Genomic DNA, 24,091 nt, shown 5'->3' on the forward strand with positions numbered 1-24,091 from the left:
AACCGGCGCCGCTTGGGTCACCGGTGTTGTGCGTCCGTTGCCGATCCAGACGCGATCGGACCCGGAGAGGTTTACCGTCCGGCTCGGTCGATGACAAAAAACCTTATGGACCTGGCCTGGTCCGCGCCTCCGCCACCTCGCGCTCGATCCAACGGCAGATCACATCGACCACATAGGTCCGTTCCGCCCGACTCAGCTCACGTCCCCTGGGGATCTCGTGCCAGCGCTCGAGACAGGTACGGCAGCAAGTGGCGGTCGCGTGCTGGGCGACGAACACGGGGCGGCCGCGATAGGGCGTCTGCTTGCCGTCCTTGTACGGCTCGGCGGGGGCCAGCCGCTTGGCGATCAAGTCGTAGGCGCGCCAGCGCAACGCCGACGGCCCGCTCAGCTCGGCCGTGACCCGATCGCGACCGCGCAGATGGAACTTCGCACGGAACGGATGACGCGCGATGGCGGCCAGCCGCTGGTCGAGCGATTCGGGGCTCGGACCGGACGGATTGGGCGTCGGGTCGGACATCGAAGGCTCCCGGAGACTCGGGGACGACAAAGGCCCCTCTCGATCGTATGACGGCTGACCCGAGGCACCGTCAGCCGGGGCCGCGCCTTGCGCGCCCCCACCCCCAGGGGCACTGTGACGGCCATGGTGGACACGCAGTTCTCCGATCGCCGGCTGGCCGCGCTGTACGACCTGTTCTGCCCCTGGGACGACCGCGGGGACTTCAGGTTCTATCTGCCCCTGGTGATGTCCGCCCGCTCCGTCCTGGACGTGGGGTGCGGCACGGGCGCGCTGTTGCGCGGGGCGCGGGAGGACGGGCACGAGGGGCGGCTGTGCGGGCTGGACCCCGCGGTGGGGATGCTGGAGGTGGCGCGGGAGCGCGCGGATGTGGAGTGGGTGCTCGGCGACCTGGCCTCGGCGCCGGGGTGGCACCGTGAGTTCGACCTCGTCGTGATGACTGGCCACGCCTTCCAGACGCTGCTCGGGGACGAGGAGTTGCGCGGTGCGCTGGCCGCGATCGCAACGGCGCTGACCGACGATGGCCGCTTCGTGTTCGAGACCCGCAATCCGCTGGTGCGGGAGTGGGAGGACTGGGACGTGCGGTACTCGGGTGAGGTGGTGGACGCCACCGGGGCCGTGGTGCGCTGTGTGTGCGAGGTGGAGAAGCCGGTGCGGGGCGATCTCGTGGCGGCCACGCACACCTACAGCGGCCCGGGCTGGGAGCAGCCCCTGCTGAGCCGCAGCACCCTGCGGTTCCTCGGCCAGGACGCGCTGGCGGGGTTCCTGGACGGGGCGGGGCTGGCTGTGGCGGAGCAGTACGGGGACTGGGACCGGGGGCCGCTGACGGACTCCAGTCCGGAGATCATCACCGTGGCCCGCCGCCACTGACCATGTCGCGCACGGCCGTCAGCCCGGGTTCAGGAGGGCCGCCGGACCGCCCGCCACTCCGGGGCGAGCACCGACCAGATCTCCATGTCATACCGCTTGCCCCGGTGCAGACGGCCCTCCCGCAGCACACCGTCCCTGGTCATCCCCAGCCGCCGGGCCACGGCGATGCTGGCCTCGTTCGCGGCCGCCGCCCACCACTCCACTCGGTGGATGCCCCGCTCCTCGACGGCCCAGTCGATGATCACGCGCGTGGCGCGGGTCACCAGCCCCTTGCCCACCGCCGACGGCTCCAGCCAGCAACCCGCCTCCGCGGTGCGCTGATTGACGTCCATCGTGCGGAAGAGGACCCCGCCGACCAGCTTGCCGTCCGTCCAGATGCCGTGGATCCGCCCGGTGTCGGTCGCCGCCTTGTCCGCGTACCCCTGGAGGAACGCCCGGGCCGACTCCAGGTCGGCCGCGGCGTCCGCCAGCGCGATGTACCGCCCGATGAACTCCCGCCCCCGGTCCATATGGGCAAGGAACTCCTCGGCCTGCCACGGCTCCAGCGGGCGCAGCTCCGCGCCGTCCTCGCCCAGGGGTATCGCGTACATCGTCACCTTCCACCGTCCGAACCAGCGCGCGCAGTACGGGGGTGATCCTCTCACCGGGGGGTCGTCCGCGCGTTTCCTTTTGTACCTACTAGTATGTAGGGTCGTATCCATGGACACCCGGGAACGACTCATCGCGAGCACCCGCGAGCTGCTGTGGGAGCGCGGCTACGTGGGCACGAGCCCCAAGGCGATCCAGGAGCGCTCCGGAGCGGGCCAGGGCAGCATGTACCACCACTTCCGCGGCAAGCCGGACCTGGCGCTCGCCGCGATCAGCCGCAGCGCCGAGGAGCTGAGGGGCCGGGCGGAGGCCGAATTCGGCGGTCCCGGCACCGTGGTCGAGCGGATCACCGCCTATCTGCGGCGGGAGCGGGACGCCCTGAAGGGGTGTCCGGTCGGCCGTCTCACCCAGGACCCCGATGTGATGGCGGATCCGGAGCTGCGCCGACCGGTCGAGGAGACCTTCGGCTGGCTCACCGACCGGCTGGCCGGGCTGCTCGCGGAGGGCCGGGCGCGCGGCGAGCTCGCGACCGGGCTCGACCCGGTGGCCACGGCCACCGCGCTGGTCGCGGTGTTGCAGGGCGGCTATGTGCTGGCCCGCGCCGCCGACTCGGCCGAGGTGTACGCCCGGACGATGGACGGGGCGCTCGGCCTGCTCACCGCCCATGTCCGCTGAGCCCGCGACCTTCCCCTGCCCCGAAAGAGAGCCCCCGACATGCCCTTCGTTCGCATTGACGCACTGCGGGCCGACCCCGACCGGCTCGACGCGCTCGGCCGCGCCGTGCACGACGCGCTGGTGGAAGCCATCGGCTTTCCGCCCAACGACCGGTTCCAGGTTCTGACCAGCCATGACGGCACCAGCGGCATGCTGCGCTACGACGACTACCTCGGGGTGCCGCGTGACGACGGCATCGTCTACGTCGCCCTCACGATGCGCTCGGGGCGCACACCGGCACAGAAGCAGGCGCTGTACCGGCGGATCGCCGAACTCGCCGAGGAGTACGCGGGGACCGAGCCGCGGAACGTGTTCATCACCCTGACCGAGAACGAGTCGGCCGACTGGTCGTTCGGACACGGGGTGGCGCAGTACGTCGATGGATGAGGCGTCGATACGTCGGGGTGTCGGGACGTTCGGACGTCGGGGTGTCGGGACGTCGCCATCGGGCCCGGCATGGCGAGAATCCGTTGACTTCTGTCATTTCAGCCCCTGGGTGATCTTCTCCCGGCTCCCTAGCGTGGGCGGGCACCACCCGCCCCACGCTCGGAAGGAGACGCTGGTGCCTGCCACGTTCGAAAGGGAGCCGGACGCCACCCGATGACCAAGATCCTGCTCTCCCTGCACGTCCTCGCCGCCATTGTCGCGATCGGCCCCGTCACCGTCGCCGCCAGCATGTTCCCGCCCGCGGCCCGCAACGCCCACGCGGCCGCCGCCGAAGGCGAGGCGGACCTGGGCACGGTCCGGCTGCTGCACCGCATCTGCCGTGTCTACGCCACTATGGGCCTGGCCGTGCCCGTCTTCGGCTTCGCCACGGCCGCCGTGATGGGCGTCCTCGACAGCGGCTGGCTCACCGCGTCCATCGCCCTGACGGCCGCGGCCGCCGGGGTCCTGGTCGCCTTCGTCCTGCCCCGACAGGGCGAACTCATCGACGGCCTCGGGGCGAGCAAGGCCCTGGAACGGTCCGACACCGCCCAACTGGCCATGTTCACGGGCGTGTTCAACCTGCTGTGGGCGACGGTGACCATCCTCATGATCGTCCGCCCGGGCTCGACCACCGGAGCCTGACCCCGCCCCGTCTCCCGCGCGGTGGCCCGAAGCCGGTCACCGCTCGGGATCCGGCCATGGGCGCGGGATAATGATCGGGAGCGCCGGGACGGAAACAGGAGGCGGTGCGGGACATGCACGGTGAGTACAAGGTGCCGGGCGGCAAGCTGGTCGTCGTGGATCTGGAGGTCCACGACGGCGCGCTGCGCGGGGTGCGGGTGGCGGGCGACTTCTTCCTGGAACCGGACGAGGCGCTGCACGCCATCGACCGCGCCCTGGAGGGCGCGCCCGCCGACGCGGACGCACAGGCGCTCGCCGCCCGCGTCAGGGCGGGGCTGCCGGCCGACACCGTGATGTTCGGCTTCTCCCCCGAGGCCGTGGGCATCGCGGTGCGGCGGGCGCTGGCCCGTGCCACCGACTGGACGGACTACGACTGGCAGCTGATCCACGAGGGGCCGCAGGACCCGGCGCTGCACATGGCCCTGGACGAGGTGCTGACCGACGAGGTCGCCACCGGACGGCGGCCGCCCACGCTTCGGGTGTGGGAGTGGGGCCGCCCGGCCGTCATCATCGGCAGCTTCCAGTCCCTCCGCAACGAAGTGGACCCCGCGGGCGCGGCTCGCCACGGAGTCACGGTGGTGCGGCGCGTCTCCGGTGGCGGAGCCATGTTCGTGGAGGCCGAGAACACCATCACCTACTCCCTTTCGGTACCGGCCTCTCTCGTCTCCGGACTGTCGTTCGCCGATTCCTACGCCTACCTCGACGACTGGGTTCTGGCCGCGCTCGGCGACATGGGCATCAAGGCCTGGTACCAGCCCCTCAATGACATCGCCTCCGCGGAAGGCAAGATCGCCGGTGCCGCGCAGAAGCGTCTTGCCAGTGGTGACGGCGCGGTACTGCACCACGTGACGATGGCGTACGACATCGACGCCGACAAGATGCTCGATGTGCTGCGCATCGGCAAGGAGAAGCTGTCCGACAAGGGCACCGCGAGCGCCAAGAAGCGCGTCGATCCGCTGCGCCGCCAGACCGGCCTGCCCCGAGGCGAGATCATCGACCGCATGCTCGGCTCCTTCCGCGCCCGCTACGGCCTCACTCAGGGGCATATCACCGAAGAGGAGATGGCACGCGCCGAAGAACTCGCTCTCGTGAAATACAGCGACGAAGGGTGGACAGCGCGGGTGCCATAGCGGCCACCCCGGTGCGGCGCGCCAGACCCGGTGCGGCGCGCCAGACCCCGTTCTACAGTGGCAGCGCGGTCCGGGTGGCGGCGGCAACACGCAAGTACTCCAGTTTTTCCTCATCCGAAGTGCCCGGCTCCGCCGTATAGGTCACGATCCTCACATCGTGGTCGGGCACCTTGAGTACATCGTTGTCGAGGCTTATTTCCCCTACCAGAGGATGCGTCAGGCGTTTGTGGCCACCCAGGCGTGAGCCGAGCGCCGGAGTGTTCCACATGCCTCGGAACTCTTCGCTGTTGCTCATGGTCTCATCAATCAGAATTCTCAATTCCTCGTCATGAGGATATGCTCCGCGCGTGATCCGGAGGTCCGCGACGAGAGCGGCTTTGAATTCGGTGACGCTCTGCTCCATGGGAAAGAGCGGATGACCCGTGCCTGGCGGCTCCTTGAACGCCGCGCGTACCAGGTTTCGTTCTTCTGGCGGTCGAAGGGACGGGTCACCCAGCAAGGCCGCCCACATGGATGTCCATGTCAGCAAGGTCCATGAGGCGGAGAACACTCCCACCGGAATGTTCCCCCAGCGGCTGACGAGCCGTTGCACACCAGGCGGCATCTGATGCGGGATGTTTTTGGGCGTCGGCGGAAGAAGTCCGGCCACCAGGTGCAAGTGGCAGGTTTCATTCGTACTCAGTCGCAGCGCGCGGGCAAGTGAGGCCACGACGTCCCGAGATGGGCGCAGGGCCCTGCCCTGTTCAAGCCGTAGCAGGTAGTCCGTGGATATTCCGGCCAGAAGAGCGAGTTCTTCGCGGCGCAAGCCAACCGTGCGCCGCCGTCGAGTGGCCGGCAGTCCAACGTCTTCAGTCGTGATCCGGGCACGCCATGCACGCAGCGTGTTGCCCAGCGAGTTCTCTGGACGACTCATGTCCCCATTGTCCCCGACCCGGCGGTCGATAGCATGGTACTGCCATTCCTGGGATAAATCGGACGACAGATCCGCTGGGCGAACCCGCTGCCGCCTCAGCCGAGGTGATCGAGATGGGCCGTCAGGAGGTTCGCGTCCCCGCCCGTGGTGAGCGCACCGCTGGCGACATAGACCGTATCGCCATCGACCGCCACTGATGTGGTGTTCTGTAGACCATCGCTCTCATCGAGGACGATACGGTCAGCTTTGCCCGGGGTAATCAGGACCACCTTACTCGGGACATTGAGTGCGGCCAGCAGTTGATCGCCGCGACCGGTGAAGGCGAAATCATCGACGCTGTCGAGTCCGGATGCCTTGACCCGATGTGGACCAGCTGTTCCCTTGTCCGTCAGCGGTATGCGAAGGATCGTTCCCCGGTCGATGTTGGAGACCCATACGGCTCCGTTGTGCACCTTCACGCCATTGGCGCCGAAGAAGTTGACCGGGGCGAGATCCTCTCCCGCGGCCCAGAGTTTGGCAGTTCCGCCGTGCGATCCGACCTGCCATATTCTGCCCTGTGTGGAGTCGGTGATGTAGAAGTTCCCCGTACGGCCGTCCCTGGCGAGTCCATTGAGGAAGCTCGCGGCCGGAAGAGCGGCGACGCGTTCCGGCTTGCCTCCCGGGCGCAGTTTCCATAGACCGGTGAGGTGTTCGTCCCCTGCCGAGTAGAGGAAGTAGACGGTTCCATCTCCAGTTCGTTCGACCCCCGTCACGGCAGCGAACCCGGTCGCGGGGGTGTTCACGCCCCCGTCCGCGGGGAGAGGCATGGTCGCCAGTACCTCAACACGTCCGCCAAGCGTGACGTGAGCCACCTGCCGCGACAGGATGAGGCCGACGTCCGCCGACCCGTCCGGCCGCACGATGACGCTCTCCGCCACCTGCCCGGCCGGACGGTCGAAGTGGGCCACGATCCGCGGGTGCGAGAGGGGCGGTGCGGCCGCTCCGGCTGTTGACGAGACCCCGGTGAGTCCGATCACCGCGCCGGCGGTGGTCGCCGTCAGGCGGAGGACAAGGTGTTTCGGCATGATCGTCTCCAGAAGTGATGCGCTTCATGGCAATCAGGCCGCTACGGCGAACGGGGTTGAGGGGGAACGACGGATGCTCCCCCGGATCTCCCGGGCAACCACAGACTGGCCTGCGGGAAGAAGCATCAGCGCATCCGCGCAGCCCAACCAGTACCCTGCTCATCTCTGGAACCGCAGGACCATGATCAGGACCATGATGCGGTCAGAGGGCGTCACCGGGGGCGGGCAGCGGTGTGTGTTCCGGATGGGCGCGGAGCCCGTCGAGGATGATCGCCAAATAGCGTCGCCACGACTCGGAGGGGCGTTCACCGGGAAGCCCCATGACGGCGTCGATCATCGCGGCGATCGGCGCGATATCGGCCTCGGTGACGCCCTCGCGCAGTGCGCCCTGAGCACGGGCCCGGCCCACGAGACCCTCGCAGTGGGTGGTGATCTCCCGTCGCGCCTGGGCGAGGGCCGTGTCCTCGAAGGTGTGGTGGCGCATCAACTCGCGCAGTCCACGGTTGTGCGCGGCCCGCTCCAGTGCCTTCTCCAGGAAGTCGGCCAGGGCGCCGAAGGCGTCGTCCTCGGCCAGGGCTTTGTGTGCCGCCGCCGCGATCTGGTTGAGCTCTTCGGAGAAGACGGCCTCCGCGAGCGCCTGTTTGTCGGGGAATTTCCGGTAGACCGTGCCGACGCCGAGCCCGGCATGGTGCGCGACGTCGTTGAGCGTGGCCTGAAGTCCGCGGGCAGCGAAGACCTCGCGTCCGGCTTGGAGGATGCGCCGACGGTTGAGTTCGGCGTCCCGTCGCAGTGGCCGCGCCGCTGCTGCCGCAGGGTCCTGGCCTGCCTCTTTCCTACTCATGGAGACTCTCCCGCCGACGCGCCCACGATGCGGATACATCATATCCGCTTCATGGTACGGTCCTCGCGTAAGCGGATATCCCTTATCCGCATCTTGGGTGACGGGGAGGAGAGTCAGGGATGCAGACCGTCGTCATCACCGGAGGAACCGATGGACTCGGCAAAGGGCTCGCTCTGCACTACCTGCGCCAGGGAGCGCGCGTCCTCGCGGTCGGCAGCACCCCCGCGAAGGGAGAGGCGCTGCTGGCGGAAGCGGCGGCCGCCTCGACTGACGGGCGCGCCGTCTTCGTGGAGACCGATCTGACCTCGGTCACGGCGGCCAAAGAACTCATCGCCACGATCGAGAGCACCTGTTCCTCGGTGGACAAGCTCATCCTGTGTGCTCAGCGGTACCGGCTCTTCGGCTCCCGCACCGTCACCCGCGAAGGGTTCGAGCACAGCTTCGCCCTTGCCTATCTGAGCCGATACGTCCTCAGCCACGGCCTGCGCAAAGCCCTGGAGTCCTCGCGGCAGCCGGTCATCATGAATGTCGGTACCCCCGGCGTCCCCCTGGGCCGGATCCACTGGGACGACCCGCAACTGGCGCGGCGCTACAGCGGCACCAGGGCCACATTGCAGTCCTTCCGCGCCAACGACCTGCTCGGCGTGGCCTTCGCCGCCCTCCATGCCGATACGCCCATCCGCTACATCGGCTACAACCCCGGCGTGGTGTCAACCGGTATGCCCAACCACCTTCCGCAGCCGCTGCGTGCCGTCACCAAGGCGTCCTTCGCCCTGCTCGCGGCCTCCGTGCCGAAGGCCGTCGCCCCGATGACACGTCTCCTCGACGAACCGCCGGACGCCCCCGTCAGCGCGTACCGCACCACACGCCGAGTGCCGCTCAGCGGCCGTACGTTCGACCGAGAAGCGGCACTGCGCTTGCACCGTCTCACCCAGGAGCTGGTCGACGCGGTGTGAGGACGCGCCCCTGGCGATCCGCTCCGCGCCGGGACTCAGGCGAGACCCCGTTTCACACGCTCGGCGTCGATGCGATCCGCCGGTCGGGGTCGTGGCGGACCTGGCCGGCGGCGCACGCCTCGGCCAGGGTGCTGCCCCAATCTCGGGGTCGGCGAGTTCGGCTTCGCTGAGGTAGCTGACGTCCAGCAGCGGGCTGAGCTGCCCGGGTTCGAGGAACGTCATGCCGAGAAGTTCACTGAAGTCGGTGCGGGCCTCCCACTGCGCGAGCCGCTCTTCGAACATGATCCTTCTCCACTGATCGGGTGGGTGTGGGGACGACCCTAGCGACGCCCTCTGACAACGGTCGGTGACCAGGCGCATTCGCCGATGGCTCTTGCATGTTCTATGTCATGGAGCATAAGTTACCCACACGTAAGGGAGGTGGTGGGCGGCATGGTCCGGCGCAAGAGCGACAGCCGTCAGCGGATGGTGCTGAGCGCCGCGGCACTGCTGCGTGAGTACGGCGCGAGCGCCACGAGCATCGACCGGGTGCTCGCACACAGCGGGGCCCCGCGTGGCTCGGTCTACCACCACTTCCCGGGCGGGCGGGCGCAGTTGATTGATGAGGCGGTGGCGCTCGCCGGTGACTTCATCGCCGGGCTGATCGAGACCGGCGTGCGGGCCGATGACCCGGTGGAGGCGGTCGACGCCTTCTTCACACTGTGGCGCGCACGGCTCGTCGAAGGCGACTTCCGGACCGGCTGCCCCATCGTGGCGGTGGCCGTCGAGACCAACGACGACGCCCCGCAACTCGCCCGCTCCGCGGCCGCCGCGTTCACCCGCTGGCAGGAGGCGCTGGCCGCCCTGCTCGTCCGGCACGGTCTGTCGGAGGAGCGGGGAAGGCGGCTGGCCGCGTTCATCATCGCCGCGGTGGAGGGCGCCGTCATCATGTGCCGGGCCGAGCGGAGCACCGCCCCGCTGGAGGCGGCCGCCGCCGAGATCCACGACCTGCTGGCCCACGCTCTGCGTACCGCCGGCTCGTCGGCGGACCCCGCTCGCGACCGCGACGCGCCACCACCGTGAAACCACGCCACCACCGTGAAGCCGTGGTGAACCACCGCCGTGAAGGAGCAGCCATGCCCACGCTGGACCGCCAGGACAACGTCTTCGTGCTCGATCTCGGGGACGGCGAGAACCGTTTCCACCCCGACTGGCTCGCCGCCGTCGACGGCGCCCTGGACGAGGTGGAGAAGGCCGAGGGAGCGCGCGCCCTGGTGACGGCCGCCACCGGCAAGTTCTACTCCAACGGTCTGGACCTGGACTGGCTGTTGGCACACGCCGACCAGCACCAGGACTATGTCACCTCCGTCCACGGACTCCTGGCCCGGATGCTGTCGCTGCCGCTCGTGACCGTGGCCGCGTTGCAGGGGCACACCTTCGCGGCGGGCGCGATGTTCTCCCTAGCCCATGACGTCCGGGTGATGCGCGCCGACCGTGGCTTCTGGTGTCTGCCCGAGGCGGACATCAACATCCCCTTCACCCCGGGCATGTCCGCCCTCATCCAGGGCCGGCTGAACCCGCGCACCGCCCACGAGGCCATGGTCACCGCTCGTCGTTACGGCGGCCACGACGCGCTCGCCGCCGGGATCGTCGACCACACGGCGGCGGAGGCCTCCGTCCGTTCGACCGCCGTCGAGCTCGCGGCGGCGCAGGCGGGCAAGGCCGGTGACACCCTCGGCACCATCAAGGCCCGGATGTACGCCCCCGTACTGGCCGCCCTGAGTGCGAAGGACAACCCCCTCGGCTGACCAACCCCCATGGCTGACAACCTCTTGGCCGCCTGCCCCACCGGCTCCCGCGCCGTACCCATCCCGAACGGCGCGGGCCACCACGACCGCAAGGAACGCCTGTGACCACCACCGATCCCACCGCCCTCTCCGGCCTCGACCTCATCCGATGGGTGCAGTCAGAGCGTCCCACCGACGTTCCCACCATCGGTCGGCTCCTCGGTATGCGCTTCGACGAGGTCGATCCCGGACGCGTCGTCGTCTCCCTCGACACCCGCCCCGACTTCGCCAACCCCCTCGGCACCGTCCACGGCGGCATCGCCGCCACCCTGCTCGACTCGGCCATGGGCTGCGCCGTTCACACCACTCTCCCCGCCGGGGTGGGCTACACCACCCTGGAGCTCAAGGTGAACTACATCCGCGCCGCCCGCACCGACGGGCAGACCCTCAGCGCCGAAGGCACCGTCCTGCACGCCGGTCGCCGCACCGCCACCGCCGAGGGCAAGGTGCTGGACGAACAAGGGAAGTTGATCGCCCACGCGACCACCACCTGCATGATCCTCCGCGCGGACGGCTGACCGGCCCGGCCGACACCCGGCCGACCGCTCCCGGCCTCCCGCGTAGCCTGATCCCGTCGCGGACCGGCCCGAGCGGGAGGAGTGGCAGATGAAGCTGATCGCCGTGGGGGACGTGGTGGTCGCCCGTAGACCGGCCGTGGCTCTCGACGGGGACCTCTCCGCCGGCACCTCGGCGCTGCCGCTGCTGCGGGACGCCGATCTGACGATCGGCAACCTCGAGGTCCCGCTGACCGACACCGGCTACCCGGCCGAGAAGCCGGTCGCCTTCCGCGTGGGCAGCGAAATGGCCCCCGAGCTGGCCCGGCTCGGCTTCGACGCCTGTTCGCTGGCCACCAACCACGCACTCGACTACGGCATCGACGGTCTGCGCAGCACCAGGGCGGCTCTGGACGAGGTGGGTGTCGCCCACGCCGGGGCCGGGGAGAACCTCGACGAGGCATCGCGCGCCGTACGGCTCTCCGGCCGGGGCCGCGCCGAGGTGGCCTTTCTGAGCCTGTGCTGTGCCCTGCCGCCGGGCTTCAACGCCACCTCGCACCGGCCCGGGATCGCGCCGGTGCGGGTCGAGCAGGCCTATGAGTTCGACGGTGTGCTGATCGAGGAGCAGCCCGGGACCGTGCCGTATGTCCGCACCAGGGCGCGCGAGGCCGATGTGGTGCGCGCCGAGGAGGCGGTCCGGCGGGCCAAGGAGCTGGCCGCCACGGTGGTGGTGGCGGTGCACTGGGGCGTTCCCTGGTGCTATCTGCCCAGCAACCAGGGGCCGTTGGCGGAGTACCAGCGGCCGCTGGGGCGGCGGCTTGTCGACGCCGGGGCGGATCTGGTGATCGGACACCATCCGCACTGCCTCCACCCGGTCGAGCGGTACGGGGACGGACTCATCCTCTACTCGACCGGAAACTTCCTGTTCCATCCCTGCGAGGAGGTGGCTCCCGCCGACCGGCGCCCGCCTACCCGCTACAAGGAGCGGATGTCCGACCGGCCGTGGTTCGAGAGCGCGGTGTTCGAGGTGGCCCTGGGGGACGGCCCGCCCCGGCTGCGTCTTCATCCGGTCGAGCTCACCGCCGACGGCGAGCCGGTGATTCCCCCGGCCTCGACGGCGCGGCGGATCCTGCGGCAGGTCGAAGAGGTCTCCCAGGAGCTGTCCCCCGCGACGAGGGTCGACGGGGACGGCCGCGTCCAATTCTGACCAGGCCGATGCCGGGATGACGGTGGCCACGGGACGGGTCCCCACCGGGGTGACTCAACCTGGATGCCCGATCCCATCGGAGAGGAGACGATCGTGGCACGCATTTCGCGCATCACTCTGGCTCTCACGGCCCTGCTCGGCGTGGCCGTCCTCAGCGCGCAGAGCCCCGCTTCGGCGGCCGCCCAGGACAACCCGACGGCCTTCAACACCAGGGAACAGTTCCTGGACGCCCACCCCACACCCATCATGGACAAGGTGTGCATCGACCGCCGCATCGAGCTGGCAGCCGGCAACTACGACTGGAACCAGGTTCTGGGCGATGCGAAACGCTCGAACGTGTACCTCGGCGCGGGCTGGTACACCTGGGAGGACTGCCTCATTCCGGATGATGGCTTCTATCGTCAGGAGACATCGCTGAACCCCGACAACTCCGACTGGCAGACGATCAGGCTCAAGGACGACGAACGACTGACGCAGTCCGCCATCTTCACGTGGGGCTCGTACCTCGACCCGCTCTGACCAGCCACCACCGCGCGGTGGCGCCGGGGCCGTCCCGTGGCCCCGGCGCCGCCACGGGGTCAGTTGCTGTAGACGCGCTCGGGGTGGACGAAGACCGCGGCGCGGCGCTGCTCGGCCATCACACGGTCGTAGGCCGCCCAGTCGTCGTGGCTGCCGCCCGCGGCGGTGAAGATCTCGCGCAGCAGCAGCCGCAGCCGCTCCGGGTCGATCCCGGGGAACGGGTCGTCGGGCCCCGCGATCTCGGTGCGGCCCTCGACTGCGGCCCAGTTCCATCCGGCGCGGAAGACCAGGGTGGCCCGCGGCCGCGCCCGCAGATGGGCGAGTTTGGCGGGACCGTAGGTGACGAAGGCGACCACCTGGTCACCGGAGGCCGGATGGCCGACGATCCCGGCGTTGACCACGGATGCCTGGACCGAGCCGTCGGCGCGCGTCGTCGACACGACCGCCAAGTGGTGGTCGGCCGCGGCGATGCGGTCCACTTCGTGAAGATCCGTCATCGGGTGCCTTTCTGGGCGGACCGGTTCCTCCACCATGACTCCCCCGGCCCGTACCCGCACTCCGATGCGTCCATGCCGGTGACTCCAGGGCGGGGCATGCCGGTGAGTCCCGGGCAGGGGCATGGGGGTGTAGCGGGCTCCACCGTCGAAGGGGCGGCTCGCTCTCCCGCGTGAGTCCGCCCGGTCTTCTAGCCTCGTCGGCATGGGTAGGCGAATGCGGCACGCGGCGCGGGCCACGGCCCGGCTGGCCCGGCGGGTGGAGGAGCTGGTGGAGACCCGGGCGGGCGCCATCGCCGCTCACGGTGCCGAACTACGGCGTATCGAGCGGGAGTTGCACGACGGCACCCAGGCGCGGCTGGTCTCCCTCTCCCTGCGGATCGGACTGGCCAAGCGGGCGTACGACCGGGATCCGACGGCGGCCCGCAGGATGCTGGACGATGCGCAGGACCTGGCCGACGAGGCGCTGGCGGAGCTGCGCCATGTGGTGCGCGGCATGCATCCGCCGGTCCTCACCGACCGTGGTCCGGCCGGGGCGGTACGGGCGCTCGCGGCGAGCAGCGGGCTCGATGTCACCGTCCGGGTGGACGGTCTGGAGGACGGGGCGCGGGCACCGGCGGCGGTCGAGGCGGCCGCGTACTTCGTAGTGGCGGAGGCGCTGGCGAACGTGGCCGGGCACAGCGGCTCCGACCGGGCCGAGATCCGGCTGGCCCGTACCCCGGGCGGGTTGTGTGTCTCGGTGCGCGACGAGGGACGAGGCGGCGCCGAGGCCGCCGACGGCGGGTCCGGCACGGACGGACCCGGCGCCGGGGAGGCGGGTGGCGCCGGGCGTGGTCCCGGACAGGGCGCCGAAGCCGGCCTCGGGCTGCTCGGGATACGCCGCCGTGTCGCCGCGCTCGATGGAACGGTGACGGTGACCAGCCCGCGCGGCGGGCCGACGGTCATCGCCGTGGAGCTGCCCTGCCGATGGCGATCGCCGGGAGCACACGTGGCCACCGCCACTACGACTGGCCGGACGCCTCGATCAGGTCGCGCAGCTGGGAGCGGGCGGTGACGCCGAGCTTGGGGAAGCTGCGGTAGAGGTGCGAGCCGACGGTGCGGGGAGAGAGGAAGAGCCGTTCGCCGATCTCGCGGTTGCTCAGGCCCTGCGCGGCCAGGCGGATGATGTGCTGCTGCTGCGGGGACAGCGAGGTGAGGGCGTCGGGACCGGCGGGAGCGGATTCGACACCGGCGGCGCGCAGTTCGGCCTGGGTGCGGTCGATCCAGGAGGGGGCGCCGAGGCGGCGGAAGGTCTCCAGCGCGGTGTTCAGCTGGTGGCGGGCCTCGGTGATGCGGTGGCGGCGGCGCAGCCATTCGGCGTGGTCCAGCAGGATCTGCGCGCGTTCGAACGGCCATTGGCCGCCCGCTGGTTCGGCGAGGGCCGCGGTGAAGTGCGGCTCGGCCAGGGACGGTTCGAGCAGTGCGCGGGCGCGGTGGATCAGGATGCGCATCCGGGGCGAGGAGTCCTCGGCCAGCCGGTCGGCGGTGCGCTCCACTATGGCGGCGGCCTCGGCGCCGTGGCCGGTGCGGACGGCCGCGGCGGCCAGTTCGGCGACCCCCGGGTAGGAGCACGCGTAGTGGACGGGGTCGCCGTCGGCGGTGAACAGCAGGCGGAACTGCTCGTACGCGCCGATGTGGTCGCCGTCGGCCACCGCGGCCATGCCCAGCGCCCACCGGGCCCGGACGGCGACGGCGCGGCTGCGGTGCGGGTCGACGAGGGACAGCGCGGCCGAGCCCGCGGTACGGGCCTCATCGGTCCGTCCGGTCAGCGCGAGCGCGGCGGCCTCGAGCGACCGTGCGGCGGCGTCGAGATGCGGCAGCCCGGCGCCCGCGGAGTTGGTGTTCACGGCGGCGGTACGGGCCTGCGCCCACCGCCCGTGGTCCAGGTACGACCACCCGGCCGAGCAGCCGAGGCCGATGGGCAGGGAGCCGCCCAGCCGCCAGCGGTGGAGGGCGTCGTCGAAGATCCGTACCGCGAGTGCGGTCTCGTCGAGCAGCCAGGCCATGGCACCGAGCGAGATGAGCCGGGCGGGGTCGCCGCCCGCCCGCTCGACCAGCGCCGGGATCGCCGCCACCCGCTCGGACCGGTGCGCGGTGGGGTCGGTCACCGCGAGCGTCCAGGGGTCGTCGTGTGCTCGGGCCCTCACGGTGTGGCGGTATTCCTCGTCGCCCGAGTAGAAGCCCGCCACCGACGCCGAGGAGAGCGCGACCCGGCGCAGCTTGGGGTCCTCCGCCGCCCGCAGCAGCAAGGACATCGCGGTGTCGTGCTCGGTGCTCAGGGTGAGCACCTGGCCCACGCGCAGGGACGCCTCGGCCGACAGCTCCGGGTCGTCGGTGAGCGCGGCGGCCTGCGCGGCGAGCCTGCGCACCCAGTGCGGCTGTCCGGTGGACACCGCGGCGCCCGCCGCGGCCACCAGGCGGCGGGCGCGGTCGCGCCGCCCGGGACTCAGCTCGGCGGCCCGCTCCAGCGCGGTGGTGGCGGCGGTGTATCCGCCACGCTCCCGGGCCCTGGCCGCCGACTCCTCCAGCGCGGCGGCGATCTCCTCGTCGGGCCCCTCCGCGGCGGCGGCCAGATGCCAGGCCCGGCGGTCGGGCTCGGCGCCGAGCAGTGTGGCGAGGTCGCGGTGGGCCCGACGGCGGGCGGCCAGCGGTACGGAGTGGTAGATGGCGGACCTGATCAGCGGATGCCGGAAGCGGGCCCGCCAGCCGTCGCGGCCACCGCCGGTGATCCGCAGCAGTCCGGCGGCCTCGGCCGGGGCCAGCGCCTCGACCCGGCCCGCCACCGCCCGGTCGTCCGCCGCCACCAGGAGCAGTGCCTGCCGGGTGGCCTCGGGCAGGGTCTCGAGGTCGGCGGCGAAGACCCGCATCAGACGATCGGTGGGCGGCAGGAGCTCCCCGTCGGCTGAGTCGGCCGAGTCCGCGCCGCAGGCGCCGTTCGCCCGGGCCAGTTCGATCAGTGCCAGCGGGTTTCCGGCGGCCTGGTCGAGGATGCGCAACCGGCGGCTGCCGGTCGGCGGATACGCCTGCCGGTCCAGCAGCAGGCCCGCGGCGGTCGCGTCCAGCGGATCGAGGTTGAGCAGGGGAAAGCCGGAGAACGGCGCCGTGGCCCCGCCCCGGGCGCCCTCACCCGCCCGGTCCCTGGCCCCGGCCAGCACGGCGAGGGGTTCGTCGCCGATGCGCCGGGCGGCGAAGGCGATCAGCTCCAGCGAGCCCGCGTCGATCCACTGGAGGTCGTCGGCGACCACGAGGACGGGCGACTGCCGGGCGAGCTCCGACAGCAGCGTGAGCAGCGCGACCCCGAGCAACAGCCGATCGGGCGGGCCGCCGCCTCCGGTGTCGTCGCCGCCGGGCTCGGCCTCCCCGAGGTGGGCGTCGCCGGGCTCGGCCTGCCCGGAACCATCACCCCCGAAGCCGTCCCCCAGCCCCATGGCCCCCAGCAGCGCCGCCCGCTGCCGCCCCGGCAGCCGCCCGGTCTCCGCCAGCACCGGACGCAGCAGCTGATGCAGCCCCGCGAACGTCAGGTTCGCCTCGCTCTCGCTGCCCGTCATACGCAGCACCCGGCCCCGGTGACGATCCGCCGCGAGGCCGAGCAGCGTGCTCTTGCCCGCGCCCGGCTCACCCGTAAGGATCAGTACACCGCTGGTCAGACCGAGTACGGCCGCACTCTCACGCTCCCGCCCGACCATGGTCATCCTTTGACTCTAGCCCGTGGTGCAGTCATCTGACCGATACCGCCGGCGCCCGCCGACGCGCAGGCTGGAGACATGGACACCATCACTCTTGGAAACGTCGAGATCACCCGCGTGGTGGAGGTGGCCCCGAGGGGCCTGCCGCGCGGCTTCGTCTTTCCCGACGTGGCCCCGGAGCACTGGCGCGCGCACGAAAGCTGGCTGGCCCCCGAATTCCTGGATCCGGCCGCCGATGAGATCCGCACGATGATCCAGACCTGGCTGCTCCGCAGCGAGGGCCGGACGATCCTGATCGACACGGGCATCGGCAACGACCGGGAGCGGCCGGGGATGCCGCCCTTCCACCATCTGCACACGAACTACCTCGGGGAGCTGGCCGCGGCCGGGGTCCGCCCGGCCGATGTGGACCTGGTGATCTGCACCCATGTGCACGGGGACCACGTCGGCTGGAACACCTCATGGGCGGACGGCGAGTGGCGGCCGACCTTCCCCAACGCGCGGTACCTGCTCCCCCGCGCCGACTTCGACTACTGGAACCCGGAGAACGGGCATCGGACCCGCTCCGGCCCCCGGATGACGAATGTGTTCGAGGACAGCGTCGCCCCGGTGCACCGGGCCGGGCAGGCCGTGCTGTGGGAGGGCGACCACTACGACGTCGACGCCCAGCTGCGCATCGAGCCCGCCCCCGGCCACACCCCCGGCTCGTCGGTGGTGCGGCTGCGGTCGGGTACGGATCGGGCGGTCTTCGTGGGCGATCTGATGCACAGCCCGCTACAGATCGTGGAGCCGGACGTCTGCCCGTGTTTCGACGAGGACGAGCCCCGGGCGCGGGTCTCCCGGCGCCGGGTGCTGGGCGAGGCCGCGGACGAGGGCGCGCTGTTGTTCCCCGCGCACTTCCCCGGTGCGAGCGCGGCCGAAGTGCGGCGTGACGGTGAGCGGTTCGCGGTGAAGGAGTGGGCGGCATGGCGATGAGTGTGTTCCGGAACATCCCGTACGCGGCCGGGCCGACCGGCGCCGCGCGATTCGCCGCCCCGGCCCCCGTACCCGCCACAGCGGCCTCCGTGCCCGGCGTACCCGCCGCACCCGGCACCGACGGGCCCGGGCCGACGGCTCCGGCACCCGAGCGGCGGTTCCCGGCGGACCTGAGCCCGCTGATGGGCCCGGGCTGGGTGCGTGGCGAGGACTATCTGACGCTCAACGTCTGGACGCCGGGGACCGACGGAAACGCCCCGGTGATGGTCTTCGTGCACGGCGGCGCGTTCCTCTCCGGCACCGGCCAGGCACCGGTGTACGACGGGACGTCCTTCGCCCGCGACGGCGTGGTCCTGGTCACCCTCAACTACCGCCTCGGCGCGCTGGGTTGGCTCGATCTGCCGGACGCCCCGCGCAACCGGGGCCTGCTGGACGTGCTCGCCGCGCTGCGCTGGGTGCGTGAGCACATCGCGGACTACGGCGGGGACCCGGACCGGGTCACGGCCTTCGGACAGTCGGCCGGAGGAATGATCATCAGCGCGTTGCTGGTGATGCCCGAGGCGGCCGGGCTGTTCCGGGGCGCCATCAGCCAGAGCGGTGGGCTCCACGCCCTGACCGGCGCCGAGGCGGCGGAGACGACCCGGGCCCTGGCGGACCGGCTGGGCGTTCCGGCGACGGTCGAGGCGTTCGCCGACATCCCCGACGAGCGTCTGGTGTCCGCGCTCGCCGAGGTGCCCGGGGTGGGGCCGAGGCTGTCGCCGCTGGGTGTGGTGCTCGACGGGCTCGACGACACGCCACCGCCGCATCCGGTGGATCTGCTGGTGGGCACGAACACCCAGGAGTCGCTGCTGTACCAGCGGCCGGAACAGAGCGCGGCCATCGACGCGATCTTCCGCGACGCCCGTGAGCGGCTGGTGTCCCGCTCCGACAAGGCGTTCACCTACGACTTCGACTGGCGGGGCGGGCCATTCGGCGCCTGCCACGCCGTGGAGCTCCCGTTCGTCTTCGACACCACCGATCTGCCCGCGCTCCGTACGGCGAACGGACTGCTCGGACCGGACATCCCGCCGTCGCTGGCCGCGGAGATGCACGGCGCGTGGGTGCGCTTCGCCAAGAGCGGGGATCCCGGCTGGTCGGGAACGCACCGGTTCCATTGACGGGGTGCCGCGAGGTGGCCGTGGCGGCGGATCGGTGTCCGCTCCGCGCGCGGATCACGGCCGCCTCGTCGTGCCCCGGAACGGTCGTGGCTTCACCACTCGCGGTACTCCCGGCGGCCGTGGCGCGGGGCCGGGCGGCTCGTCCTGGCCCGCGCGGGCTCCCCCTCCGGTGGCCAGGTCCGGGCCCGGGCGGGCTCCCCCTCCGGGGGCCAGGTCCGGGCCCGCGCGGGCTCCTCCTCCGGCGGCCAAACCGGCCAGACCGGCCGGGGCGGTGGTGGCGGCGGGGTCCTGCTCGCACTGTCCGCCTTCTTCGCGTTCCACTCCCCCTCGCCCAGGACGAGCAGCGGATCGAACATGATGATGGTCCCCGCGATCACCAGGAAGATCACCGGGCCGATCAGCATGGGGAGGATGAGCGAAGCGGGCGCCTCACCGCCCACGGAAGCGCTGAGCACATCGTCCAGCCGCACGCTGACCGCGGCCATGCCCGTGTAGTGCATCCCGGTGACGGCCACCCCCATCACCAGGCTCGACGCCAGGCTGGCGCGGAAGCCGTAGATGGTCACGGCGGCCCAGAGGGCGGCGGTCGCGGCCACGACCGCGATCAGGACGGAGAGCAGGACGGTCGGCACGGAGTACTCCAGATGCCCCTGCATGCGCATCGCGGACATCCCGATGTAGTGCATGGCCGCGACGCCGAGTCCGGTGAACACACCGGCCGAGAGCAGCACCCCCGGGGAGGTGCCCCGGTAGCCGACCATGAAGACGCCGATGCCCACGACGAAGATCGCCACGATGAGGCTGAGAAGGGTGATCGGTATGTCGAAGCCGATCGGGGTCTCCTTCACGTGGAACCCCATCATCGCGATGAAGTGCATCGTCCAGATGCCCGAGCCGATCGACGCGGACCCGAGCGCGAGCCAGCCCGCCTTCCAGGAGCGCTGGGTGCGCACGGACCGGGCGGTGCAGCGTAAGCCGAGGGCTCCTCCCAGACAGGCCATGAGATAGGCCGCCAGCGGGGTGGTGGCCCCGTAGTTGAACCCGTCGATCGTGCCGTACATGTACGCTCCACCCTTTTCGCCGCGGGGATCCTGTGCAGAAACGTTGGGTCACCGGCGAGAGTAGGGCTCGGTCACGCACTCCACCCACACATTTGGTCACGCATCGGTAAAGGTGCTTCACCGGGCGTGACGGGATGTCACGTGATTCACCTCATGTCCGTTTTCCCCTTCGTCGCAGGTGGGCGGGGTTGTGCCGGGGGCACGTGCCCGGCACCGGGGGTCGCCCGGGGCGGCCCGGGAGCCATCCGCGCCGCCCTCGCCCAGGAGCGCTACGCCGCGGAGGAGTCCTCCGGATGTCTTACGGCTCTCTTCACCGCCCGCTCCACCTCGAATCTGCTCAACCCGGCCGATGTGGCGTGCTCCGTGATCGCCGCCTGCACCCGCTCCGCCGCCGCGCGCCACCGCTCCCACTGGTCCCGGCGCTCCTCGCCGTCCAGTCCGGACACCCGCCGATGCTCTGCATCGGCGGATTTTTGCAGGTCAATCAGCTCATCAGTCACCAGATCAGACATGCGAGCGATTCTAAGGAAACCGTACGAGGAAGAGCGCGGAGGCGCCGCTGATCTCTCGCAGCGAAGGTGAGTGACTGCTGCGGCCAGGCTGTCTGGGGAGATGGTGGGGGACCGTTACACGCGTACGGCGATCCCGTGCTCAGCGTCTTCGACCCGGACTTCTTCGACGCCGGGCTGCGTCGGCGTGTCACGTTAGGCGCCAGTTGGAACGTCCGCTTCGAGAACGTGCCGCCTTACGCGGATTCCGCTGGAACAAGGGCGATCGCAGTTTCCCCGGCTGGGGTCGCCTCCCAGCCGTTCTGGCTGCGCTGGCGCGAGGGGGACGAGCGCCGGCGGCACGCGCCGGACTACTTCGTCCGACTGGCCGACGGCTGTGCCCGAGTGGTACCCGGGCCACAGCGTGCCCAGGACCAGGATGGGCGCACGTTCGGGGTCGGTGAGCAGGGAGTGCACAGCGGCGGTGATGCGTTCGCCGAGTCCTTGGCCGGCGCCGAGATAATGCTGAGCCTCGTTGAGCCAGACCACGGTGCGAGGAGCGACGCGCGCGAGGTCGGCGAGCGCCGCTTCGGCGCGGGTGGGGTCGAAGAGGTGCCACAGCCTCCACCCCAAGGGGGCGAGCGGCTGGACGGCCTCCCAGCAGGCGCGGGTCATGCCCGTCGAGGACGAGCCCACCAACACCGCCATCCGACTGTGCCCGTTCGCGGCGGCAGCGACGAGGCCGGCCAGTTCCCCATCGTGTGGGCGGGACACATAGCCCGGCAGCACAGGGGCCACATGACCCCGCCTCTGCGGGCCGCCCGCCCGGCTGCGTTTCTCGTCGGCGGGGGCGTACACGGCCGGGTGGACTTCCAAATCGTGGGGGTCCCAGTCACCGATCGGCCGGCCCACCACGCCGTCAGGGCTTTCGACTGGCCCGGAGGCGGTGGCCAGCAGATCCAGCAGAGACCGGACCTCCTTGCCCAGTCCGAGGGCACGGGCCAGCCCGGCCACGGTCTGCGCCGACGGCGCGGGCGCGGAGTCACTGAGCGCCTGATTTACGACTGTGCGGCCCAGACCGGCGCGACGAGCCAGCTGCCCCTGGGTCCCGCCCCACGCGGCATGACCAGCCTTCAGCCGGGCGCGCAGCTCTGCGAGCGCATCCGCTGGATCCCGGAAACGGTCCGTATCCACACACCCCCTGCCCGTGCCGCTGTTCGTCGTTGTTCATCTTCGACCGCCCGCACCACCCGCGCGGCCGCCGCCTTCTCCACGACCCTCACTCTGGCCGCCGCCATCACCACCGCTCTGGCCTCACTGGTCAACTAGCTGGTCAACTAGGCCGTGTCTGCTAATTCGGTTGTCCGGGGATCCAGATGCGGTGGCCGGCCAGGTCCGCAGGACTGACCCGGGGTGCGTCAGCCAGCGGGGGCCGGGACCGACCAGGAGCTCCAGGGGTGCGTCCAGGAGTCGTTCGGCGCTGATCCCGGCCGGGACCTGATCTGCCGGCAGGGCATGGAAGGACGCGTCGACGGTCCCTTCGAGCACCGCTTGGGCGGCCTGGGCGGCGTTCTCCGTGCTCAGCGTGACCGCGTCGAGGTCCAAGCAGCGTGACCTCGATGTGCCGCTCCAGGGCCGCGATCCGCTTGGAGACCGCCTGCTGGCTGACCCCCAACTCGTCGGCCCCAGCCTGGCACTGGCCGCTCTCGGCGACGGCCACGAACGTCCGCAGCGCCTCAACATCCACGCTTTCACCTTACTTCCACAACCTTTGGTTGTGTCTGGTCTGCTCAGGGTTGTTTGATCGACTGGTCTGCGCGGTGGTGAGATCAGCGCATGTCTACCCGCACAGAGCAGGTCATGCATGTCCATACACCTGAGTTCACGCGTCACGCGGAGCGGATCGTGGAAGTGACCGATGCGACGTCCCGACTGAACGTGCTTCCGTTCAGCGACAGCGAAGGCCGCGCGGAACTACTTACTGTTGTGTTCGGTGGCCCGCTGCCGGAATCGGTGACGATCTACCCGCCGTTCTTCACCGAGTACGGGCTGAACACGACGTTCGGGGAGAACGTCTTCGTCAACCAGGGATGCACCTTCATGGACAAGGGGGGCATCCGTATAGGGAACGGCGTCATGATCGCCCCGAAGGTCAGCCTCATCACCGGAGGCCATCCACTGCCCCTGGCCGAGCGCCGCGAGTACCTCTCCTTCGCCCCGATCGTCATCGAGGACGACGTCTGGATCGGGACGGCTGCCGTGATCACGCAGGGGGTGACCATCGGTGTTGGTGCGGTGGTCGCTGCCGGTGCGGTGGTCACTCGTGATGTCCCTGCCGGCACTGTGGTCGCGGGAGTGCCCGCCCGGGTGATCAAGAAAATCGACTGAGCCCGGCCGGGCCGGGCTGCTGGCCCGGGTGCGCAGCACCTCGTCGGTCTGTTCCTGATGCCTCGTCACGCCCCGCTCACCGACCGGCAGTGGGACCGCTTCCAACCTCTGCTGCCCTCCAGTACCGGTCGTCGTGGCAGGCCGTGGGCCGATCACCGCCGCATTGTGGAGGCGATCGTCTTTCGGTACCGCACCGGTATTCCTTGGCGAGACCTACCAGCCAGGTTCAGCTCCTGGAAGACCGTGCGGGCCCGCCACCGCCGCTGGGCCGCCGACGGGACATCACCCGGGCCCACCAGACGGCCAGTCTCTGCCGTTGCTGCTGGGCGACCTGCGAGTCCCCAGGACCGGAGCAGGCCGCCCGCGTACGACCCCGACCATGCTGCTCGGGAACAAGGCCTACTCCTCCCGCGCGATCCGAGCGGTTCTCAAGGCCCGCGGGATCACCGCGGTCATTCCTGAACGGCGTGACCAGCCCGGTTCAGCAGGCGGGCGTCCGTCGAATTTCGATCCGATGGCTTACAAGAACCGCAACTGGTCGAGCGGTCCTTCGCCCTGCTCAAGCAGTGGCAGGGCCTGGCTACGAGGTTCGACAAGCTCGCGATCGTCTACCACTCGGCCGCAGTCCTCGCCGCAGTGCTGGTCTGGACGCGCATTTAACGGACACGCCTTAGCAACACCTTGGCGGGCAGTACAGGATGACCTGGCCGATCCGGGGCGAAGGGTCTTCAGCGAAGTGGAGTCGTCGTACGGTGATGTGCCCCGGCAAGAGTGCCGCACTCAGCCCACTCAATGTTCGGTGAGAACCGCTTAACCTTCGCTGCGACAGGTCACCAGGTGCCGGACGCGCAGGGGCTGGTGTGACAGTCTCGGCGGCACCGCCTGCACCCCGCCCTGGTGCTGTTCGGCGACCGCTGCGGGGAGGAGCCGCTGAAGGCGGTGCCCGGCCAGGCCCACAACCTGGGCACGTTCGAGGGGGCGGGCGAGGCCAATCAGCTGCTGGCACCGCTGCGGGCGGTCATCATTCCGCCCGGTATGCGGGCATGAGCGCGCGGGGTGG

25 protein-coding genes and 3 pseudogenes are annotated in these 24,091 nt (G+C 70.6%); 17 read left to right on the plus strand and 11 right to left on the minus strand.

Annotation, left to right across the window (positions count from 1 at the left end; translation table 11 throughout):
* Window positions 1-103: 103 nt before the first annotated feature.
* A complete protein-coding gene (locus tag ACJX2R_RS06135) occupies window positions 104-517 on the minus strand; it encodes a DUF4186 domain-containing protein (protein ID WP_413099151.1) in 414 nt (137 codons plus the stop codon).
* Window positions 518-640: 123 nt separating this feature from the next.
* Here ACJX2R_RS06135 and ACJX2R_RS06140 point away from each other — a divergent pair, with 123 nt between their 5' ends.
* Window positions 641-1,384: a class I SAM-dependent methyltransferase gene (locus ACJX2R_RS06140; RefSeq protein ID WP_413099152.1), complete on the plus strand. Its 744-nt coding sequence runs from the start codon at window positions 641-643 to the stop codon at window positions 1,382-1,384.
* Between the two features lie 29 nt (window positions 1,385-1,413).
* Here the strand turns inward: ACJX2R_RS06140 and ACJX2R_RS06145 are convergent, their stop codons facing one another.
* Window positions 1,414-1,974, minus strand: a complete 561-nt coding sequence (locus tag ACJX2R_RS06145; RefSeq protein WP_413099153.1) for a GNAT family N-acetyltransferase — start codon at window positions 1,972-1,974, stop codon at window positions 1,414-1,416.
* 109 nt (window positions 1,975-2,083) lie between these two features.
* Between ACJX2R_RS06145 and ACJX2R_RS06150 the strand changes: the two genes are divergently transcribed.
* From ACJX2R_RS06150 to ACJX2R_RS06165, 4 genes are all read left to right on the plus strand, one after another.
* Window positions 2,084-2,647: a TetR/AcrR family transcriptional regulator gene (locus tag ACJX2R_RS06150; RefSeq protein ID WP_413099154.1), complete on the plus strand. Its 564-nt coding sequence runs from the start codon at window positions 2,084-2,086 to the stop codon at window positions 2,645-2,647.
* A 39-nt stretch (window positions 2,648-2,686) separates the two neighbouring features.
* Window positions 2,687-3,073 carry a tautomerase family protein gene (locus tag ACJX2R_RS06155; RefSeq protein WP_413099155.1) on the plus strand — a complete coding sequence of 129 codons (387 nt, stop codon included), beginning with the start codon at window positions 2,687-2,689 and terminating at the stop codon, window positions 3,071-3,073.
* A 213-nt stretch (window positions 3,074-3,286) separates the two neighbouring features.
* A complete protein-coding gene (locus tag ACJX2R_RS06160) occupies window positions 3,287-3,754 on the plus strand; it encodes a DUF2269 family protein (protein WP_413099156.1) in 468 nt (155 codons plus the stop codon).
* Between the two features lie 113 nt (window positions 3,755-3,867).
* Complete coding sequence (locus ACJX2R_RS06165) at window positions 3,868-4,923, plus strand: lipoyl protein ligase domain-containing protein (RefSeq protein WP_413105779.1); 1,056 nt, start codon at window positions 3,868-3,870, stop codon at window positions 4,921-4,923.
* A 52-nt stretch (window positions 4,924-4,975) separates the two neighbouring features.
* Here the strand turns inward: ACJX2R_RS06165 and ACJX2R_RS06170 are convergent, their stop codons facing one another.
* The 3 genes from ACJX2R_RS06170 to ACJX2R_RS06180 all read right to left on the minus strand — a co-directional run bounded on the left by ACJX2R_RS06170 (window position 4,976) and on the right by ACJX2R_RS06180 (window position 7,741).
* Window positions 4,976-5,836 (minus strand): helix-turn-helix domain-containing protein, encoded by an 861-nt coding sequence (locus ACJX2R_RS06170; RefSeq protein WP_413099157.1) that lies wholly within the window; start codon window positions 5,834-5,836, stop codon window positions 4,976-4,978.
* 95 nt (window positions 5,837-5,931) lie between these two features.
* Window positions 5,932-6,783 carry a hypothetical protein gene (locus tag ACJX2R_RS06175; RefSeq protein ID WP_413099158.1) on the minus strand — a complete coding sequence of 284 codons (852 nt, stop codon included), beginning with the start codon at window positions 6,781-6,783 and terminating at the stop codon, window positions 5,932-5,934.
* Window positions 6,784-7,102: 319 nt separating this feature from the next.
* Window positions 7,103-7,741, minus strand: coding sequence for a TetR/AcrR family transcriptional regulator (locus tag ACJX2R_RS06180; protein WP_413099159.1), 639 nt, complete (start codon window positions 7,739-7,741; stop codon window positions 7,103-7,105).
* 119 nt (window positions 7,742-7,860) lie between these two features.
* Between ACJX2R_RS06180 and ACJX2R_RS06185 the strand changes: the two genes are divergently transcribed.
* The 6 genes from ACJX2R_RS06185 to ACJX2R_RS06210 all read left to right on the plus strand — a co-directional run bounded on the left by ACJX2R_RS06185 (window position 7,861) and on the right by ACJX2R_RS06210 (window position 12,743).
* Window positions 7,861-8,697, plus strand: a complete 837-nt coding sequence (locus ACJX2R_RS06185; RefSeq protein WP_413099160.1) for an SDR family NAD(P)-dependent oxidoreductase — start codon at window positions 7,861-7,863, stop codon at window positions 8,695-8,697.
* 432 nt (window positions 8,698-9,129) lie between these two features.
* Window positions 9,130-9,759: a TetR/AcrR family transcriptional regulator gene (locus ACJX2R_RS06190; protein ID WP_413099161.1), complete on the plus strand. Its 630-nt coding sequence runs from the start codon at window positions 9,130-9,132 to the stop codon at window positions 9,757-9,759.
* A 53-nt stretch (window positions 9,760-9,812) separates the two neighbouring features.
* Window positions 9,813-10,484, plus strand: coding sequence for an enoyl-CoA hydratase-related protein (locus tag ACJX2R_RS06195; protein ID WP_413099162.1), 672 nt, complete (start codon window positions 9,813-9,815; stop codon window positions 10,482-10,484).
* Window positions 10,485-10,585: 101 nt separating this feature from the next.
* On the plus strand, window positions 10,586-11,041 hold the full coding sequence (locus ACJX2R_RS06200) for a PaaI family thioesterase (RefSeq protein WP_413099163.1): 456 nt from the start codon (window positions 10,586-10,588) through the stop codon (window positions 11,039-11,041).
* An 88-nt stretch (window positions 11,042-11,129) separates the two neighbouring features.
* On the plus strand, window positions 11,130-12,224 hold the full coding sequence (locus tag ACJX2R_RS06205) for a CapA family protein (RefSeq protein ID WP_413099164.1): 1,095 nt from the start codon (window positions 11,130-11,132) through the stop codon (window positions 12,222-12,224).
* A gap of 63 nt (window positions 12,225-12,287) precedes the next feature.
* Complete coding sequence (locus ACJX2R_RS06210; protein ID WP_413099165.1) at window positions 12,288-12,743, plus strand: hypothetical protein; 456 nt, start codon at window positions 12,288-12,290, stop codon at window positions 12,741-12,743.
* Window positions 12,744-12,802: 59 nt separating this feature from the next.
* Here the strand turns inward: ACJX2R_RS06210 and ACJX2R_RS06215 are convergent, their stop codons facing one another.
* A complete protein-coding gene (locus tag ACJX2R_RS06215; protein WP_413099166.1) occupies window positions 12,803-13,240 on the minus strand; it encodes a TIGR03618 family F420-dependent PPOX class oxidoreductase in 438 nt (145 codons plus the stop codon).
* A 238-nt stretch (window positions 13,241-13,478) separates the two neighbouring features.
* Between ACJX2R_RS06215 and ACJX2R_RS06220 the strand changes: the two are divergent.
* Window positions 13,479-14,207, plus strand: a pseudogene (locus ACJX2R_RS06220) (sensor histidine kinase); the annotation flags it as partial.
* A gap of 31 nt (window positions 14,208-14,238) precedes the next feature.
* Here the strand turns inward: ACJX2R_RS06220 and ACJX2R_RS06225 are convergent.
* Window positions 14,239-16,968: a helix-turn-helix transcriptional regulator gene (locus tag ACJX2R_RS06225; protein WP_413099167.1), complete on the minus strand. Its 2,730-nt coding sequence runs from the start codon at window positions 16,966-16,968 to the stop codon at window positions 14,239-14,241.
* Between the two features lie 72 nt (window positions 16,969-17,040).
* Between ACJX2R_RS06225 and ACJX2R_RS06230 the strand changes: the two genes are divergently transcribed.
* Together ACJX2R_RS06230 and ACJX2R_RS06235 are read left to right on the plus strand one after the other, a co-directional pair.
* Window positions 17,041-17,937 carry an MBL fold metallo-hydrolase gene (locus ACJX2R_RS06230; protein ID WP_413099168.1) on the plus strand — a complete coding sequence of 299 codons (897 nt, stop codon included), beginning with the start codon at window positions 17,041-17,043 and terminating at the stop codon, window positions 17,935-17,937.
* Window positions 17,928-19,094 carry a carboxylesterase family protein gene (locus tag ACJX2R_RS06235; protein WP_413099169.1) on the plus strand — a complete coding sequence of 389 codons (1,167 nt, stop codon included), beginning with the start codon at window positions 17,928-17,930 and terminating at the stop codon, window positions 19,092-19,094. The genes ACJX2R_RS06230 and ACJX2R_RS06235 overlap by 10 nt, the downstream gene beginning before the upstream one ends.
* Before the next feature lie 92 nt (window positions 19,095-19,186).
* Here the strand turns inward: ACJX2R_RS06235 and ACJX2R_RS06240 are convergent, their stop codons facing one another.
* The 4 genes and pseudogenes from ACJX2R_RS06240 to ACJX2R_RS06255 form a co-directional block, all read right to left on the minus strand.
* Window positions 19,187-20,155: an MHYT domain-containing protein gene (locus ACJX2R_RS06240; protein ID WP_413099170.1), complete on the minus strand. Its 969-nt coding sequence runs from the start codon at window positions 20,153-20,155 to the stop codon at window positions 19,187-19,189.
* A gap of 269 nt (window positions 20,156-20,424) precedes the next feature.
* Window positions 20,425-20,667: a hypothetical protein gene (locus ACJX2R_RS06245; RefSeq protein ID WP_413099171.1), complete on the minus strand. Its 243-nt coding sequence runs from the start codon at window positions 20,665-20,667 to the stop codon at window positions 20,425-20,427.
* A 192-nt stretch (window positions 20,668-20,859) separates the two neighbouring features.
* Window positions 20,860-21,837, minus strand: a complete 978-nt coding sequence (locus ACJX2R_RS06250; RefSeq protein WP_413099172.1) for a hypothetical protein — start codon at window positions 21,835-21,837, stop codon at window positions 20,860-20,862.
* Between the two features lie 169 nt (window positions 21,838-22,006).
* A pseudogene (locus ACJX2R_RS06255) lies at window positions 22,007-22,390 on the minus strand (LysR family transcriptional regulator); the annotation flags it as partial.
* A 113-nt stretch (window positions 22,391-22,503) separates the two neighbouring features.
* Here ACJX2R_RS06255 and ACJX2R_RS06260 point away from each other — a divergent pair.
* The 3 genes and pseudogenes from ACJX2R_RS06260 to ACJX2R_RS06270 all read left to right on the plus strand — a co-directional run bounded on the left by ACJX2R_RS06260 (window position 22,504) and on the right by ACJX2R_RS06270 (window position 24,078).
* A complete protein-coding gene (locus ACJX2R_RS06260; RefSeq protein ID WP_413105780.1) occupies window positions 22,504-23,031 on the plus strand; it encodes a sugar O-acetyltransferase in 528 nt (175 codons plus the stop codon).
* A gap of 57 nt (window positions 23,032-23,088) precedes the next feature.
* Window positions 23,089-23,691 (plus strand): annotated as a pseudogene (locus ACJX2R_RS06265) (transposase).
* A 237-nt stretch (window positions 23,692-23,928) separates the two neighbouring features.
* A complete protein-coding gene (locus tag ACJX2R_RS06270) occupies window positions 23,929-24,078 on the plus strand; it encodes a hypothetical protein (protein WP_413099173.1) in 150 nt (49 codons plus the stop codon).
* The last annotated feature ends 13 nt before the right edge of the window (window positions 24,079-24,091 follow it).

Origin of the sequence: Streptomyces sp. Inha503, assembly GCF_047215865.1 — a bacterium.
Taxonomy (GTDB): Bacteria; Actinomycetota; Actinomycetes; order Streptomycetales; family Streptomycetaceae; genus Streptomyces; species Streptomyces lycopersici.

Coding starts and splice junctions, on each gene's coding strand:
- ACJX2R_RS06165 (WP_413105779.1), top strand. CDS start 3,868: ATGCACGGTGAGTACAAGGTGCCGGGCGGCAAGCTGGTCGTCGTGGAT.
- ACJX2R_RS06235 (WP_413099169.1), top strand. CDS start 17,928: ATGGCGATGAGTGTGTTCCGGAACATCCCGTACGCGGCCGGGCCGACC.
- ACJX2R_RS06160 (WP_413099156.1), top strand. CDS start 3,287: ATGACCAAGATCCTGCTCTCCCTGCACGTCCTCGCCGCCATTGTCGCG.
- ACJX2R_RS06135 (WP_413099151.1), bottom strand. CDS start 517: ATGTCCGACCCGACGCCCAATCCGTCCGGTCCGAGCCCCGAATCGCTC.
- ACJX2R_RS06180 (WP_413099159.1), bottom strand. CDS start 7,741: ATGAGTAGGAAAGAGGCAGGCCAGGACCCTGCGGCAGCAGCGGCGCGG.
- ACJX2R_RS06245 (WP_413099171.1), bottom strand. CDS start 20,667: ATGTCTGATCTGGTGACTGATGAGCTGATTGACCTGCAAAAATCCGCC.
- ACJX2R_RS06145 (WP_413099153.1), bottom strand. CDS start 1,974: ATGTACGCGATACCCCTGGGCGAGGACGGCGCGGAGCTGCGCCCGCTG.
- ACJX2R_RS06230 (WP_413099168.1), top strand. CDS start 17,041: ATGGACACCATCACTCTTGGAAACGTCGAGATCACCCGCGTGGTGGAG.
- ACJX2R_RS06205 (WP_413099164.1), top strand. CDS start 11,130: ATGAAGCTGATCGCCGTGGGGGACGTGGTGGTCGCCCGTAGACCGGCC.
- ACJX2R_RS06155 (WP_413099155.1), top strand. CDS start 2,687: ATGCCCTTCGTTCGCATTGACGCACTGCGGGCCGACCCCGACCGGCTC.
- ACJX2R_RS06225 (WP_413099167.1), bottom strand. CDS start 16,968: ATGACCATGGTCGGGCGGGAGCGTGAGAGTGCGGCCGTACTCGGTCTG.
- ACJX2R_RS06260 (WP_413105780.1), top strand. CDS start 22,504: ATGCATGTCCATACACCTGAGTTCACGCGTCACGCGGAGCGGATCGTG.
- ACJX2R_RS06190 (WP_413099161.1), top strand. CDS start 9,130: ATGGTCCGGCGCAAGAGCGACAGCCGTCAGCGGATGGTGCTGAGCGCC.
- ACJX2R_RS06170 (WP_413099157.1), bottom strand. CDS start 5,836: ATGAGTCGTCCAGAGAACTCGCTGGGCAACACGCTGCGTGCATGGCGT.
- ACJX2R_RS06140 (WP_413099152.1), top strand. CDS start 641: ATGGTGGACACGCAGTTCTCCGATCGCCGGCTGGCCGCGCTGTACGAC.
- ACJX2R_RS06240 (WP_413099170.1), bottom strand. CDS start 20,155: ATGTACGGCACGATCGACGGGTTCAACTACGGGGCCACCACCCCGCTG.
- ACJX2R_RS06185 (WP_413099160.1), top strand. CDS start 7,861: ATGCAGACCGTCGTCATCACCGGAGGAACCGATGGACTCGGCAAAGGG.
- ACJX2R_RS06195 (WP_413099162.1), top strand. CDS start 9,813: ATGCCCACGCTGGACCGCCAGGACAACGTCTTCGTGCTCGATCTCGGG.
- ACJX2R_RS06215 (WP_413099166.1), bottom strand. CDS start 13,240: ATGACGGATCTTCACGAAGTGGACCGCATCGCCGCGGCCGACCACCAC.
- ACJX2R_RS06150 (WP_413099154.1), top strand. CDS start 2,084: ATGGACACCCGGGAACGACTCATCGCGAGCACCCGCGAGCTGCTGTGG.
- ACJX2R_RS06210 (WP_413099165.1), top strand. CDS start 12,288: ATGCCCGATCCCATCGGAGAGGAGACGATCGTGGCACGCATTTCGCGC.